This window comes from Xanthomonas sp. WHRI 10207 (genome assembly GCF_040202975.1).
In the GTDB taxonomy this organism is placed as follows: Bacteria; Pseudomonadota; Gammaproteobacteria; order Xanthomonadales; family Xanthomonadaceae; genus Xanthomonas.
On record NZ_JBEGDX010000001.1, the window covers coordinates 917,648 to 932,692 of the forward strand.

The following is a 15,045-nucleotide window of genomic DNA, read 5'->3' on the forward strand; positions in this document are numbered from 1 at the left end:
ATCCTTTTCCTGTGGCGAGAAGCGCTACACAAAAGACATCCTTCTCGCTCGGAAGAACTGCCACAAGAGCGTTCGAAACAAACTGCCAGAAGCTTCCTCGCAGGAAAGTACCAAACCCTCCCTCGCAAGAAAGTGCCAGAAGAACAACATCCTTCTCCCCTCGGGAGAAGGTGCCCGAAAGGCGGATGAGGGTGCGGCGTAACGATCGCCAAGGCCTAAGCGATCGGCAACTTGGCCTTGCTCCGGTGCAGCCGGGCATCAATAGAGATATCCAAGTGACAACGCTTCGGGCTGACCTCCATGCAGGCCTGCGCTTCACTCACCTCACGCGCGCAGTGCCCAGCACTCTTGATCGAATCACTGCGCGATGCCGCAAACTGCATCTGAGCCACTGACACCATCCCGACGCTGAGCCGATACCCGCTCACTCAGCGCTGTCGCGCCTCGTCAGATCGCAACGTCTGCAAAACATGCAGAGCATGCGCAGCGCTGAAGCGTTCGGCTCCGATGTCTGCGTCACCAAACGGCATGAATGTCAGCGCCATCCAGCTCGCATCCAGTCAACGCACGTCGCACTGCACATCGCTCGGCTCCAAACACGCCACGCGCTCACGCATTGCGGCAGATAATGGGGCTCTCCTCTCACGACGGCGCCTCCCATGAGCGATGCAACCGACAGTCATCTCGTCCACGGTCGCCGCCAGCGCCCGGATGGTCCTTCGCCGATCGATGTGATTTCGGTGCAGTCGCAGCTGGTCTACGGCCATGCCGGCAATAGCGCTGCTGTGCCGCCGCTGCGCGCGCTCGGATTACGTGTGGCCGAAGTGCCGACCACCTTGCTCAGTAACGCGCCGTTCTACGCGACCTTGCGCGGCCGTATCTTGCCGGCCGACTGGCTGGCCGATCTGTTGCTCGGCGCCACCGAACGCGGCCTGCCGCAGCGGGCGCGCATGCTGGTCTCCGGCTATTTCGGCAGCCTGGCCAACGGCGAAGCATTCGCCGATTGGCTGGAGCAGACGCTGCCGCAGGCGCCGCAGCTGCGCTATTGCCTGGATCCGGTGATCGGCGACACGCACACCGGCCCCTACGTCGAGCCGGGCCTGGAGCGCGTGTTCGCCGAACGGCTGCTACCGCATGCCTGGCTGGTCACGCCGAATGCGTTCGAGCTGGGACGCTTGACCGGTATGCCCAGCCTGGAGCAGGACGACGCCATCGCTGCGGCACGCGTCCTGCTCGCACGCGGCCCGCAATGGGTGCTTGCGCACAGCGTTGCCGGCGCAGCAGGCGAATTGGTGACCTTGGCGGTCAGCACTGATGCGGTGTATCGCTGGGCCAGCCCGCATCTGCCGGTCGACGTGGCCGGCACCGGCGATGTGTTGATGGCGCTGTTGATCGGCTTTCTGCTGCGCGATGTGCCGTTTGAGCAGGCGGTGGGACACGCGCTCACCGGTGTGCACAGCGCGCTGGAGGCTACGCTGGCGGCAGGTTACGAAGAGTTCGATGTGCTCGCCGCCGCTCCGGCTGCGCTTGCGGCACTGCCGCGCTTTGCCGCTGAGCGCTTGGCATGAGTGCGCAGCCGGTGGTCGGCATCGTCGGCATTGCCGGCGCCTACGGGCGCTGGCTGGCGCAGTTTTTGCGCACCCGCATGCAGCTGGAGGTGATCGGCTTCGATCCTGCAGTCAGCGGCGACATCGATGAAGCCACCCTGGCGCAGCGTGCGGATGTGCTGATTTTTTCTGCGCCGATTCGCCACACCGCCGCGTTGATCCAACGCTATGTGGAACTGGCCGGTGCACGCGCTGCATCGCAGCTGTGGATGGACGTCACCTCGATCAAGCAGGCGCCGGTCGCTGCGATGCTGGCGTCGCAGGCAGACGTGGTCGGCCTGCATCCGATGACCGCGCCGCCAAAATCGCCAACCTTGAAGGGGCGGGTGATGGTGGTCTGCGAAGCGCGCCTGCAGCATTGGTCGGCGTGGGTGCAGACCTTGTACGTGGCACTCCAGGCAGAGTGCGTTTACGCCACGCCCGAGCACCACGACCGGGTGATGGCCTTGGTGCAGGCGATGGTGCATGCCACTCATTTGGCGCAGGCCGGCACCTTGCGCGACTACGCGCCGCTGCTGGGCGAATTGCAGGCATTGATGCCGTATCGCTCCGCGTCGTTCGAACTCGACACGGCAGTGATCGCGCGCATCCTCTCGCTCAATCCATCGATCTATGAAGACATCCAGTTCGGTAACCCCTACGTCGGCGAAATGCTCGACCGCCTGCTGTCGCAGCTGCAGCAGTTACGCGCGCTGGTGGCGCAAGGCGACGACGCGGCGCGTGCGCAGTTCCGCAGTGAGTTCCTGGGCGCTAACGTGCAGGCCCTGCAACACACCGCACTGGCCGCGGGCAACTACACCTACGAGCGCGTTGGCTATTTGCTGGCCGATCTCACCGAACCGCTGACCTTGAGCGTGTATCTGCCGGAAGACCAGCCCGGTTCGCTACGCGCGCTGTTACATGTCTTCGAACGGCACGGAGTGAATCTGTCGTCGATCCATTCCTCGCGCACCCCGGTAGGCGAGCTGCATTTCCGGATCGGGTTCGAAGCTGATAGTGATCGTGCAGCATTGGCGCGTGCGGCAAGCGAGATCGACCTCAGCGGGATCGGGCGGGTGCTGGAGCGGTCGGATCGCGTCGCAGGCTGACGCACCGGTTGACCTGCAAGCTGTGCCAGCAAAACGGCGTGGTCTGCATGTTGCTCTGCAGAGCAGCAGTGGCGTACCGCCGCGCTTTGTAATGTGAGCCGCCCGCGTGGCGCACTCGAAGCCCGGCGTCGGAACGGGATCAGAATTTCATCCACACGGGGTGTGGATGAAAGTTGCACAAGCATGTGGATAACCGGGCGCAGCCCTTGCAAGGCAAGGGCTGGTGTCTGGGTGGTCAAAAAATGACCAGGTGCGGCTCAGGGCGTGGAAAGTCGCAGATCGCCGCCTTCGGTGACGAAGCGCTGGCCTTGCCGTTGCAGGTGACGGCCATCCGGGAGTTCATAACGCGGCGCAGGATGCGTGCCCGGGCCAGTTGACTGCTCGTCGCGGAATTCGATGACGACGTATGGCTCGCCATCTGCGCCGATCGCGGGAAATTGCCGAAAAGACATATGCACCTCCGAAGGATTCCAAGGTTGCCTTGCGGGTCATCATGCCCGCACCGCCAGCAGTTGGCTGACATACCGAGCATGCGCACGCAGATGTTACTCAGGCGTCATCGTGCGATGAGGGAGACAGCCTCAGGTCGAGTTCGCCATGCGGCGTCGATCCTCCGATTTCAGTGATCGCTCGCAATGCAGCGCAGTCGTTCGCAAGGTCACGGCCGCTCGATGCCCGCAAGCGACGCAGCATCACACTCGGCAGCGCAGCAGCACGCTGAAAGTCGTGCACGTTTCTGCCGATGTCGGTCTGAATACCCGCAACAAGTAGTCAGCAACGGCCCCCGCCCAGCTTGTCGCATCGCCAAGGATGCGGGTTGAAACCTCCTGGGCCTGCACGCGATGCACTCGCTGCGGCGCAGGATCGACATGTGTAGGTGTGGACTAGTGCAGATGCAACGCGTCAACGATTTAACGACTTAACTGCAACGCATCCCGGTCAGCGGTAGCCGCTGCCAACTCTGCGCGCGCCGACGCAATCCGCGCCTGCGCATCGATCAAACGCACGCGTGCATCGTTGGCGGTTTCTTCGCGCTGGTTGACCAGGAAGAAGTCGCCCGATCCCAGCTCGAAGCGTCGCCGTTCGGCGACGGCCAGGCGATCGGCGAGGCCGCGTTCTTCGTCGGCCATCTTGGCCAGCCGCTCGGCAGCGTTGAGCGAGATCACGATGGACTCCACCTCCACCGAGATCTGGTCGCGCAGAAAGCGGCTGCGCTGATCCAGCGCTTCGATTTCGGCACGCGCCTCGGCAACGCGGCCTTTGGCGGAACGGTTCTCCAGCGGCACGCTGAAACGAAAGCCGATGATTGCATCGGTCGGCGAGCGGTTCGGCCCGCCCACGCCGGGGTCGCCCAGGTCTTTGCTGACTTCGAAACTCACATCCAGCCGCGGCTTCAGGTCGTTCTGCGCCAGCATCAGCCGCGCAGTGGCCTGATCGATGCGGGTCAGCACGGCGCGGTAATCGGGCCGCTCCACCGGCGCGGTGATCTTGTTGGCACCGGCCAGTCCTTCCAGCGCCGAGGTGTCGGCCGGCAGGCGCTCGGTGGAGACGATCAGCGGCATGCCGGCGTCGTCGCGCAGATACAGCGACAAGGCATTGGCCGCGTTGGCGAAGTCTTGCTCGGAACGCACCACCAGCGCGCGCCGGCGCACCAGGTTCTGGTCGTTTTCGGTCAGCAGAATGGTGGGGCGCGCACCAAGCGTCACCTGCCGCGAAATCGCGTTGCGGCGCTGCTCTGCCAACGCCAGCAGGTCGTTGTATGCACGCAGCTTCAAACCGGCCGCCACCCAGTTTTGATAGGCGTCTACGGCGCGCCGCTGCACGCCGATCGCCACCATCTCCGCTTCATACTGCGCCACGTTGATGTCGGCGCTGGCAACGTTGCGGCGGGTACGGCGCTCATCGACCACGCGATCGCGCAACAGCGCGTACAGCGCGCCGACCTTCACTTCGCCGCCGCGGTCGGTATACGACTTGTCTTCGTACACCGGGAACGACCCTCGCGAGGACCGGTAGCCGCCGTAGTAATAGCCGCCGTTGTTCTCGAACGGCCGCTTGACGCCGCTTTCGATGCTGCTGCCGTCGTAGTAGCCGGCCTCGCGCGAGCGGCCTTCGATGTCGAACACGGTGTCGAACGCGCCGTCGGCCGAGACTCCCTTGCCTTCGGCCTGGCGGACTTTCGCCAGCGCTTCGACGATCTGCGGCGCAGAGCGGGCCGAGGACTGCAGCACTTCGTCCAGGCTCAGTGGCGCGGCTTGGGCGAAGGCCGCACCGGGACACAGTGCGATCAGCAGGACAACCAGACCGCGCATCATTTCTTGCCCGTCGCGTCGTCTTCGGACTTGTCGCCGGCGGGCTTGGGCTTGCCATCGCCCTGCGTGGTCGCGGCGGGGCGCCGGCCGAATTCCAGTGGGAAGTTGTTGAGCTGGCGCCACAGTTCGTAGCCCACCCGCACCGTCTCGCCCAGCACCCAGCCGCGCACCTTGCCGCCTTGGCGGGCGAATTCCTGTGCCGGCCACGCCGGTTTGCCCGGTGCAGGTTCGACCAGGATGCGGAACAGCCCATCCGGCGCGGCGTTGGGGTCGATCGCGCGCACGCGGCCATCGAACATGCCGTGCGCCACCGACGGCCAGCCGCTGAACTGGATCGCCGGCCAGCCTTCGAACTCCAGCCGCACCGGGCGGCCGGGACGAATCAACGGCACGTCGCGGCCATCGATGTACAGCTCCACGGCACGCTCCACGCGTTCCGGCGCGATCACTGCCAACACCGTGCCCGGCGAGACCATGGCGCTGCCGCTGGCGGCGTTGAGTTGCTGCACACGGCCATCGCGCGGCGCGCGCACCAGCTGCGCGGACTGACGGTTCAACTGGATGTCGATGCGGGTCAACTTGGCGCGCGATTCGGCCAACTTGGCATCTGCTTCGGCCACCTTGATCTGGGTCAGCTCGTAATCACGGCGGCCGGCCAGCCCTTCGGCAAGCAATTGCCGGCTGCGTTCGACGTCGATGCCGGCGACCGCGCGCGATTGCTGGATGGCGGTAATTTCCGCCGCGACCTGCGCCCGCTCGCTGGCCAGTCGGGTCAGCAGATCCGGGTCGAGGTCACCGACGCGCGCGATCGGATCGCCCTTGGACACGTGCTGGCCGTCGTGCACATACCAGCGCTCGACGCGGCCGGGCACGAAGGCGGTGACCTGCTGCTGGCGATCGCCTGGGTCGAGCGAGACCACCTGGCCTTTGCCGCTGGCAGTCTGCACCCACGGCGCAAACGCCAGGATGGCGCCTGCGATGGCGACGCTGAGCAACAGCATCCACGCCAGTACCTTGGCGATGCTCGGTGGCCGCATCGAGGCCAAAGTGGGGAAGTGCGCGATCCGATCAGGGGCGTGCTGCATTGGTTGCCTCCTGGGTGGATGCGATGAGTTCGGCGCGGGTGGCGTAGCGTTGCTGGCGCTCGGGTTCCAGACGGAACCAACCATCCAGGGCGATGTCTTCGGGCCTGCCGGTGCACAGCAGCACCGTGGTGCCGGCCTCCTTCAAGCGCCCCAGCACGCGGGTCAGGCGTTCTGCGGGCAGCAGATCGTAGAGCTGCGACAACATCAGCACGCGGGGGCGCACCAGCAAGGCGTTAGCCAGCTTCAAGGCCATCACGTCGCCGATCCACAGCGGGTAGCCGGACGCGGCAAGTCGCGTGTCCAGGCCCTGCGGCAGCGCGGCGATGCGCGCGCGCAGCCCCACCGTGTCGATGGCTTCCAGCATCGCTTCGGAGCTCACGTCGGCCGAGGCCATGGACAGATACTCGCGGATGGTGACTTCGACAATCGTCGGTCGGTCGAGCACGGTGACTTCCGAGCGCAACAGGTACATGTCGAAGGTGGCCAGGTCTGCGCCACCCACCATTACCAGGCCGCGATCCGGCACCACGTGGCGCTTGAGTACCATCGCCAGCAGCCGCTCGGCGCCGCCATCGGCCAGCGTCACCAGCTGCTCGCCGGCTTCCAGGGCGAAATCGAAACGCGCCCCTTCGATCATCACTCCATCCAGCCGCACCGCGCTGTTGCCGGGGATCTTGCCGGCCGCCACCACAGCGCGTTCCTGCGGAATGGCGTACAGCAGCGACAATTCTTCCGCGCTGGCAACCAGATCGTAGAAGGTGTCCAGATAGGCGCCGAGCTGTGCGATGCCATAGAACACCGCGCTCAGGATCAGCTCGGCGGCCACCAGTTGACCAATCGACAACTCGCCGCGCAGGATCAGGCTGCCGCCCAGGGCCAACAGCGCCGCGCTGGCGACCGCGTACACCAGCAGGAAGGCCACGGTCTGGGTGAAGCTATAGCGGAAATGGCGCCGGTGCCGGTCGACGTAGGCGGCAGTCACGGCCTCGGAGCGATCCATCGCAAAGTTGAGATGGCGGCTGGATTTGTAGAAGCCGTTGGAGCCGCCGACGCTTTCCAGCCAGTGCGCGGCATTGTGCTTGGCGTGGCTGAGTTCGACCGCGGTGCGGATCGAGCCGCGCGACCAGATCATCCAGATCGCAAAGATGATCAACAGCAACAAGGCGTTGAAGGCCAGGAAAAACGGGTGGTAGAAGCTGGTGAGGATCAAGCCGACCGCCGATTGCAGCACGATGGTGAAGGCGCCGATCGCCAGGCTGGGCACCGCTTTTTGCACCACCACTAGATCGAAGTAGCGATTGAACACATCGCCACGGTTCTGGTCGGCGAAGAAGGGATTCTGCGCATGCACCGCGCGCACCGTGATCTCGGCCACCACGCGCGCGAACAGGCGGCGCTCGAACAGCGCCATCACCCACACCCGCATTGCGCTCAGGCACGCCACCAGCAGCAGTAGCCCCAGCAGCAGGCCCGACAACGTCCACAGCGGCGCAGGCAGCGCGGTATTGGCGACGCTGTTGATCAGCAGCTGCACCGAGATGGGCGTGGCCAGCGACAGCAGGCTGATCGCCACGCCGTACACCAGGGCCAAACGCACATACGGCATGTCCGGCCCGACGATTTCCGCCAGCCAGCCCACCGCTTCCCGCCATCCGATCCGCTTTGCCGCCATTGAACTTCCATTGATGAGTTCAGTGAAGCATTGACGAGTTGTCGCTATAGGACAAGGCCGGAGCGCTTATCCGTTGTATAGGATTTTCCTATGCGGCTGCCGCGCGCAGCAGATCTGCGATCAAACCGAACGCTGGCGCACGTCCTGCACCTTGCCGCCACAGCAGCCCGATCTCGCGGTAATAGCGGCCGCCCTTGATCGGGCGCACCACTACATCGTCGCCTTCGCGGATTTCCTGACGCACGTAAAGCTCCGGCAGCAGGGCCAGACCCATGCCCATGCCGGCCATCTGTCGGATCGCATCCAGACTCGTTCCTTCGTAATCGCGCAACACATGGGCGCCGACTTCCATCGCGATGGCGGCCACCTGTTCGGCCAATCGGTATTCCGGCATCAAGGTCAGCAGGTTGGCACCGCGCAGATCGGCAGGGGTGATGTAGCGTTTGCTGCGCAGCGGGTGATCGGCGGCCATGGTCACGTGCAGCGGTTCGCGGAACAGCCGCTCGCTGTGCAGGCTGCTCCCGGCCACCGGCAATTGCGCCAGGATCAGATCGTGCACGCCGTTGGCCAGGTCGCGGGCGAGCACGGTCGGCAGGCCCTCGCGCACGTGCACGCGCAGCGCCGGGTGCTCGCGGTGCAGTCGTGCGACCAGGCTGGGCATCAGGTAGGCGCCCAGCGTGGGCGAGACACCTAGCCGGATGGTGCCGATCAGCGTGTCGGTCGAGGTCGTGCGTACTTCTTCCAGATCGGTCACATCGAGCAGGATGCTGCGCGCGCGGTCGAGCAGGTCGCGCCCGAGCGGGGTCAGGATGGCCGGGACGCCGCGCTCGAACAACGGCGCACCGATGATGGTTTCCAGTGCGCGGATCTGTTGCGACAGCGAGGGCTGCGACACGCCCATCTGCTCGGCAGCACGGGTGAAGCTGCCGGTATCTGCCAGCGCGACGAAGTAACTGAGTTGGCGAAGAGTGGTCTTGGGGCGGGGCATGGTCGCATCGGTACGTCGGGTCGCTCGGAGTCGCACTGCCGGCGAGGCCGGTGAGCGAGCGTGTGGCCCGCAGTGGGCATCAACCTGGCGTCATTGATCGATGAATTGCAGCCGCGCCAGCTCGGCGTACAGGCCACCTTCGGCGATCAACTGCGCATGCGTGCCCTGCGCCACGATACGGCCGGCATCCATGACCACGATACGGTCGGCCTTGAGCACGGTTGCCAGGCGGTGCGCGATGACCAGGGTGGTGCGGCCCTGCATCAGTCGGTCCAGTGCCTGCTGCACGGCGCGCTCGCTCTGGGCATCCAGTGCGCTGGTGGCTTCGTCCAGCAGCAGGATGGGTGCGTCCTTGAGCAAGGCACGTGCGATTGCCACACGTTGCTGCTGGCCGCCGGACAGACGCGTACCACGCTCGCCCAGTTCGCTGGCATAGCCTTGGGGCAGGGCGCGGATGAAGACATCGGCCTCTGCTGCGGCCGCTGCCGCTTCCACCTCGGCATCGCTGGCCTCCAGGCGGCCGTAGCGAATGTTGTCGGCGGCACTGGCGGCGAACAGGGTCGGTTGTTGCGGGACCAGTGCGATGTGCTCGCGCAGGCGCACCGGGTCGGTCTGGCGCAGGTCCACCTCGTCGATGCGCACGCTGCCGCTGGCGGGGTCGTGGAAGCGCAGCAGCATCGCCAGCACCGTGCTCTTGCCGGCGCCGGACGGGCCGACCAGGGCAACGGTTTCGCCGGGGCTGACATGCAAGTCGAATCCATCCAGCGCCGGTGCGTCGGGGCGCTGCGGATAATGAAACATCACCTGGTCGAAATGAATCGCCCCGCGCAGCGGCTGCGGCAAGCGCATGGGCGTGGCCGGCACCACGATCGCCGACTGTTCGTCGAGCAGTTCGCCAACCCGGCCCATGCCGCCGGCGGCGCGCTGCAACTCGTTCCACACCTCGGCCAGCGCGCCGACCGAACCGCCGCCGATCAACGCATACAGCACGAACTGGCCCAGCGTGCCGGGGGTCATGCGCCCGGACACCACGTCGTGCGCGCCCAACCACAGCACACCGACAATGGCACCGAAGATCAGCATGATCGCAATGGCGGTGACGCCGGCCTGGGTGCGGATGCGCAGCCGCGCAGTATCGATCGCCGCAAACAACGCCTGGCTGAAACGCTGACTCTCGTAGCGCTCGCGCGCATGCGCCTGCACGGTGCGGACCGCGCCGAGCGTTTCGGCCGCCAGCGTATTGGCGTCGGCCACGCGATCCTGGCTGGCGCGCGAAATCTTTTGCAGCCGGCGCGCGCCCAGCACGATCGGCAGCACCGCCAACGGAATGCCGATCAGCGTGAATCCGGCCAGGCGCGGGCTGGTGACGAACAACATCACCATGCTGCCGATCACCGTCACCGAGCTGCGCAACGCCACCGACATGGTGTTGGCGATCAGCCCGCGCAACAGCTCGCTGTCGGCCGACAGCCGCGACACCAGCTCGCCGCTGCGGCTGCGATCATGAAAACCGGCGTCCAGGCTGATCAGGTGCGCATACAGACGGCCGCGCAGATCTGCGACGACTTTCTCGCCCAGCAACGCCACGAAGTAAAAACGCGCTGCGGTCGCCAGGGCCAGCACCACGGCCACCACAAACAACAATGCGAAGGCCTGGTTGATCTGCGTGCCGCCGGAGAAGCCGTGGTCGATCATGCGCTTGACCGCTGCCGGCAGGCTCAACGTGGCCGCGGAGGACACCGCGAGTGCGATCAGCCAGGCGGCGAACAGGCCGCGCTGGCGTTGCACGAACGGCCACAAGGTGCGCAGGCTGCCAAGCTTCCGCAATGGGTTGGGCCTGGCGGCGGCTGGCTGAGTCATGCGGCTTCCGGTGTTGAGAGATGGACACGATTGCGAGTGGCGTCGCACAGGCGGGTTTTCAAGCCAGCCAGCTGATCTGCAGGCAGTTGCACGCGTAACGCTGCGCCTTGGGCGTCGAAGTGTTCATCCAGCTTGTCGACATGGAACGCGACAAGCGCCGCGTGCACCAGCCCCAGATCGTCGAACTGGCATTGCAGGTCGAGCAGGGTCAGCGCAACCAGCGGCCGCCGCGTGGCCAGGCGCAGGCATTCGGCGGCCGTGCCGCCGTAAGCACGTACCAGCCCACCGGCACCGAGCTTGATCCCGCCATACCAGCGCGTCACCACCACCACCACGCGATCGAAGCCTTGGCCATCGATGGCCGCCAGAATCGGCCGCCCCGCCGTGCCGCTGGGCTCGCCATCGTCGCTGGAACGGTACTCCTGCCCGAACCGGTAGGCCCAGCAGTTGTGCGTGGCATCCGGCACAGACACGCGCTGCACGATCTCCAGCGCCTGCGCGGAAGAATCGAGTGCAGCAGCATGGGCCAGAAAGCGACTGTGCTTGATGTCCAGGCTGTGGTGCGCGTCAGCGGCGAGGGTATCGAGCATCGTCGCCATTCTATGCGAGGCGGCGATGTCGGTTGCTGCAGTCAGCGTGACTGCCGTTGCAAGCTGGCAGACCGGGGCGATTGGAGCGAGGCGGTGTCTTAGCGATGCACCGTTGCTGTGCGTCGGTCGTTGGCGGCCGACGTCGCGCTTGGCGGATGTCAGGGCGCACGCGTTTGCCCGGTATTAGCGTGAGCATGCGTTCGCTGAGTCGATGCGCGTTACTGCCGCGCGCGCCTGTAGAAAGCGACGCGCGTTGCGGCCGCGTGGGCCAAGGGGTGTCTTCGATTACACCAGCGTGGAGCGGCGCTTCTCGTCGATCCACTTGGACGCCTGCGCCGGGGTGTAGTGCTGCATCCACTCCAGCATCTGCTCCATGTCGTCGCCGTACCACAGGTCGGCGCGCTGATCCGGATGCAGGAAACGTTCTTCCACCATGCGATCGATCATGCCGATCAGCGGTGCATAGAAGCCCGCGCTATCCAGAAACGCGCACGGCTTGTTGCCGATGCCGAGCTGGCGCCAGGTGAGCATCTCGAAAATCTCTTCCATGGTGCCGAAGCCGCCGGGCAGGGCGACGAAGGCATCGGACAGCTCGAACATGCGCATCTTGCGCTCATGCATCGAGCCGACCACTTCCAGTGTGGTCAGCCCGCGATGCGCCACTTCCCAATCGGCCAGCTGCTGCGGAATCACGCCGGTGACTTCGCCGCCGGCGGCCAGCACCGCGTTGGCCACCGTGCCCATCAAGCCGACGTTGCCGCCGCCATAGACCAGACGCAGGCCCTGTTTGGCGATGCGATCGCCCAGCGCCATGGCGCGCTCGACATAGACAGGCTTGTTGCCGGCATTGGAGCCGCAGTAGACGCAGATTGATTTCATCGGGGATTCGGGAATCGGGAATAGGGAATGGGTCAAAGCAAATATAGAAGCCAGAACGCATGACGCCGGACCTAGGTCCGGCGTCAGCATGAGGAGTGAGGTGATGGGACCGCTTTTACGATTCCCGATTCCCAACTCCCGATTCCCGGCTTAATTGGCCTTATGGATCGCGCGCTTGCTCACCGCCATCGCGGCGTCGTGGATCGCTTCGGACAGGGTCGGATGCGCGTGGCAGATACGCGCCAGGTCATCGGCCGAGCCGTTGAATTCCATCGTCAGCACACCTTCGTGCACCAGCTCGGAGACGCCCACGCCCACCAGGTGCATGCCCAGCACGCGGTCGGTTTCGGCATCGGCGATCACTTTGACGAAGCCGGCCGGCTCGCCCATGGCCACCGCACGGCCGATCGCCGCGAACGGGAAGCTGCCAGCCTTGTAGGCCACGCCCTCGGCCTTGAGCTGCTGCTCGGTCTTGCCGACCCAGGCAATCTCCGGCTCGGTGTAGATGACCCACGGAATGGTGTCGAAGTTGACGTGACCCGGCAGGCCGGCGATCAGTTCAGCCACCGCGATGCCTTCTTCGAAGCCCTTGTGCGCCAGCATCGGCCCGCGCACGCAGTCGCCGATGGCCCACACGCCGTCGACGCCGGTGTGGCAATGACCATCGACCTCGATCTGGCCGCGGTCGGTCATCTTGACGCCGGTGCCGTCGGCCAGCAGGTTCTTGGTCGCGGCCTTGCGGCCCACGGCCACCAGCAACTTGTCCACGGTGAGGGTCTGCTCGCCCGCGGCGTCGGTGTAGCTGAGCACCACCTGCTTGGCATCGCCGCTGCCGGTGATCTCGGTCTTGCCGACCTTGGCACCCAGCTTGATGTCCAGGCCCTGCTTCTTGAATTCCTTCAGCGCGGTCTTGGCCACTTCGGCATCGGCCAGTGCCAGGAAGTCCGGCAGCGCTTCGAGGATGGTGACTTCGGCGCCCAGGCGCTTCCACACGCTGCCCAGTTCCAGGCCGATCACGCCGGCACCGATCACTGCCATGCGCTCGGGCACAGCGGTGAAATCCAGGCCGCCGACGTTGTCGACGATGGTGTCGCCGTCAAACTTGGCGAACGGCAGTTCGATCGATTCCGAACCGGCCGCCAGGATCACGTTGGTGCCCTTGAGCTCGATCTCGCCGCCTTCGTGCTGGGCGACCTTGACGATATTGCCCGGCAGCAACTGGCCGAAGCCGTAGTACGGGGTGATCTTGTTGGCCTTGAACAGCATCGCGATGCCGCCGGTGAACTGCTTCACGATCTTGTCTTTGCGACCGATCATGGTGGGCACGTCCATCTTGGCATCGTTGAAGCTGATGCCGTGGTCGCCGAACAGGTGACCCATGTTCCAGAACTGGCGCGAGGAATCCAGCAGCGCCTTGGACGGAATGCAGCCCACGCGCAGGCAGGTACCGCCCAGGGCGGGCTTGCCGTCCTTGCCGAGTGCCGCGTCGATGCAGGCGACCTTCATGCCCAGCTGGGCCGCGCGAATCGCCGCGTGATAGCCGGCCGGGCCGGCACCGATGACGACGACGTCGAATTGTTCGCTCATTTCATTTGCTCACGGGAATGGGGAATAGGGAATGGGGAATGGCAAAAGCGCATGCGCCTGCTGCGTCCCATCCAGGTCCAGGCGGGAATGGAGCGGTCGATGGGCGCTTGTCCCATTCCCGAATCTCCATTCCCGATTCCCGGCTCTTAAAGGCCGAACAGCATCCGGCCCGGGTTTTCCAGCTGATTCTTGATGTCGACCAGGAACTGCACCGAATCCTTGCCGTCGATGATGCGGTGGTCGTAAGACAGCGCCAGGTACATCATCGGCGCGATCACGACCTGGCCGTTCTCGGCGATCGGACGTTCCTTGATCGCGTGCATGCCCAGGATGGCACTCTGCGGCGGATTGATGATTGGGGTGGACAGCAGCGAGCCGAAGGTGCCGCCGTTGGTGATGGTGAACGTACCGCCTTGCAGATCGTCCAGGCCCAGCTTGCCGGCGCGTGCTTTGGCGGCGTAATCGGCGATGCCCTGTTCGACTTCAGCGAACGACTGGCGCTCGACGTTACGCAGCACCGGCGTGACCAGGCCCTTCTCGGTGGACACGGCGATCGAGATATCGCTGTAGCCGTGATAGATGATGTCATCGCCGTCGATCGAGGCGTTGACCAGCGGGAAGCGCTGCAGCGCGTTGGCGGCGGCCTTGACGAAGAAGCTCATGAAACCAAGCTTGATGCCGTGGGCCTTCTGGAACTCGTCCTGCAGTTCCTTGCGCGCGGCCGAAACCTTGGCGAGATTGACCTCGTTGAAGGTGGTCAGCATCGCGGTGGAGTTCTTGGACTCCATCAGACGCTTGGCGATGGTCTTGCGCACGCGGGTCATCGCCACGCGCTCTTCCGGACGGGCGCCAGAGGCCTTGCCCACGCCGCCGGCTTTGGCAAAGTTGACGATGTCTTCCTTGGTCACCGCGCCGCGGCGGCCGGTACCGTCGACCTGCGACGGATCCACGCCCTGGGTGATCGCGGAAAAACGCGCACCCGGGGGAAGCGAATCGGCAGCGGACTTCGACGCGCTCGGCGCAGCGGCAGCAGCCGGTACCGGGGCGGCAGCGGGAGCTGCTGCAGCGGCGGCCGGTGCGTCGGCCTTCTTCTCTTCGGCCGGAGCCGCGGCAGCAACGGCGCCTTCTTCGATGATCGCTAGAAGCTGGTTGCTGGTGACCGTGCTGCCGGCTTCGAACTTGATTTCCTTCAACACGCCGTCGACAGGCGAAGGAACTTCCAACACGACCTTGTCGGTTTCCAGGTCGACCAGATTCTCGTCGCGCTTGACCGCTTCACCGGCCTTCTTGTGCCAGCTGGCGATGGTGGCGTCGGAAACGGATTCGGGCAGTACCGGAACTTTGACTTCGGTGGCCATTCGGGGAGCGTCCTAGGGT

The 15,045-nt window shown here is 65.1% G+C and carries 12 protein-coding genes; 2 read left to right on the plus strand and 10 right to left on the minus strand.

Annotated elements, in window-relative coordinates; genetic code table 11:
* Window positions 1–659: 659 nt before the first annotated feature.
* Both pdxY and ABQU90_RS04100 read left to right on the plus strand, forming a co-directional pair.
* A complete protein-coding gene (gene pdxY / locus ABQU90_RS04095; RefSeq protein WP_323522061.1) occupies window positions 660–1,568 on the plus strand; it encodes a pyridoxal kinase in 909 nt (302 codons plus the stop codon).
* Entirely contained in the window at window positions 1,565–2,695 is a 1,131-nt protein-coding gene (locus tag ABQU90_RS04100) for a prephenate dehydrogenase (RefSeq protein WP_323522062.1), read from the plus strand. Before pdxY ends, ABQU90_RS04100 begins: the two co-directional genes overlap by 4 nt.
* Window positions 2,696–2,952: 257 nt before the next feature.
* Here ABQU90_RS04100 and ABQU90_RS04105 read toward each other — a convergent pair whose 3' ends face one another.
* The 10 genes from ABQU90_RS04105 to sucB all read right to left on the minus strand — a co-directional run bounded on the left by ABQU90_RS04105 (window position 2,953) and on the right by sucB (window position 15,026).
* On the minus strand, window positions 2,953–3,147 hold the full coding sequence (locus tag ABQU90_RS04105; RefSeq protein WP_055844888.1) for a hypothetical protein: 195 nt from the start codon (window positions 3,145–3,147) through the stop codon (window positions 2,953–2,955).
* 459 nt (window positions 3,148–3,606) lie between these two features.
* The gene (locus tag ABQU90_RS04110) at window positions 3,607–5,010 is read right to left on the minus strand and encodes a TolC family protein (protein WP_323522063.1); all 1,404 of its coding nucleotides are present in this window, start codon (window positions 5,008–5,010) and stop codon (window positions 3,607–3,609) included.
* Window positions 5,007–6,092 (minus strand): HlyD family secretion protein, encoded by a 1,086-nt coding sequence (locus tag ABQU90_RS04115; RefSeq protein WP_323522064.1) that lies wholly within the window; start codon window positions 6,090–6,092, stop codon window positions 5,007–5,009. Before ABQU90_RS04115 ends, ABQU90_RS04110 begins: the two co-directional genes overlap by 4 nt.
* Window positions 6,076–7,764, minus strand: coding sequence for an ABC transporter transmembrane domain-containing protein (locus ABQU90_RS04120; protein WP_115512079.1), 1,689 nt, complete (start codon window positions 7,762–7,764; stop codon window positions 6,076–6,078). The genes ABQU90_RS04115 and ABQU90_RS04120 overlap by 17 nt, the downstream gene beginning before the upstream one ends.
* A gap of 88 nt (window positions 7,765–7,852) precedes the next feature.
* Complete coding sequence (locus ABQU90_RS04125; RefSeq protein ID WP_115584409.1) at window positions 7,853–8,752, minus strand: hydrogen peroxide-inducible genes activator; 900 nt, start codon at window positions 8,750–8,752, stop codon at window positions 7,853–7,855.
* 90 nt (window positions 8,753–8,842) lie between these two features.
* Window positions 8,843–10,612, minus strand: a complete 1,770-nt coding sequence (locus ABQU90_RS04130) for an ABC transporter transmembrane domain-containing protein (RefSeq protein ID WP_323522065.1) — start codon at window positions 10,610–10,612, stop codon at window positions 8,843–8,845.
* Window positions 10,609–11,211, minus strand: a complete 603-nt coding sequence (locus tag ABQU90_RS04135) for an IMPACT family protein (protein WP_055844872.1) — start codon at window positions 11,209–11,211, stop codon at window positions 10,609–10,611. The genes ABQU90_RS04130 and ABQU90_RS04135 overlap by 4 nt, the downstream gene beginning before the upstream one ends.
* Window positions 11,212–11,487: 276 nt before the next feature.
* Window positions 11,488–12,081, minus strand: coding sequence for an LOG family protein (locus ABQU90_RS04140; RefSeq protein WP_115559460.1), 594 nt, complete (start codon window positions 12,079–12,081; stop codon window positions 11,488–11,490).
* A 150-nt stretch (window positions 12,082–12,231) separates the two neighbouring features.
* Window positions 12,232–13,668 (minus strand): dihydrolipoyl dehydrogenase, encoded by a 1,437-nt coding sequence (gene lpdA / locus ABQU90_RS04145; RefSeq protein WP_323522066.1) that lies wholly within the window; start codon window positions 13,666–13,668, stop codon window positions 12,232–12,234.
* Between the two features lie 146 nt (window positions 13,669–13,814).
* Complete coding sequence (gene sucB / locus ABQU90_RS04150; RefSeq protein ID WP_323522067.1) at window positions 13,815–15,026, minus strand: dihydrolipoyllysine-residue succinyltransferase; 1,212 nt, start codon at window positions 15,024–15,026, stop codon at window positions 13,815–13,817.
* Between the last annotated feature and the right edge of the window lie 19 nt (window positions 15,027–15,045).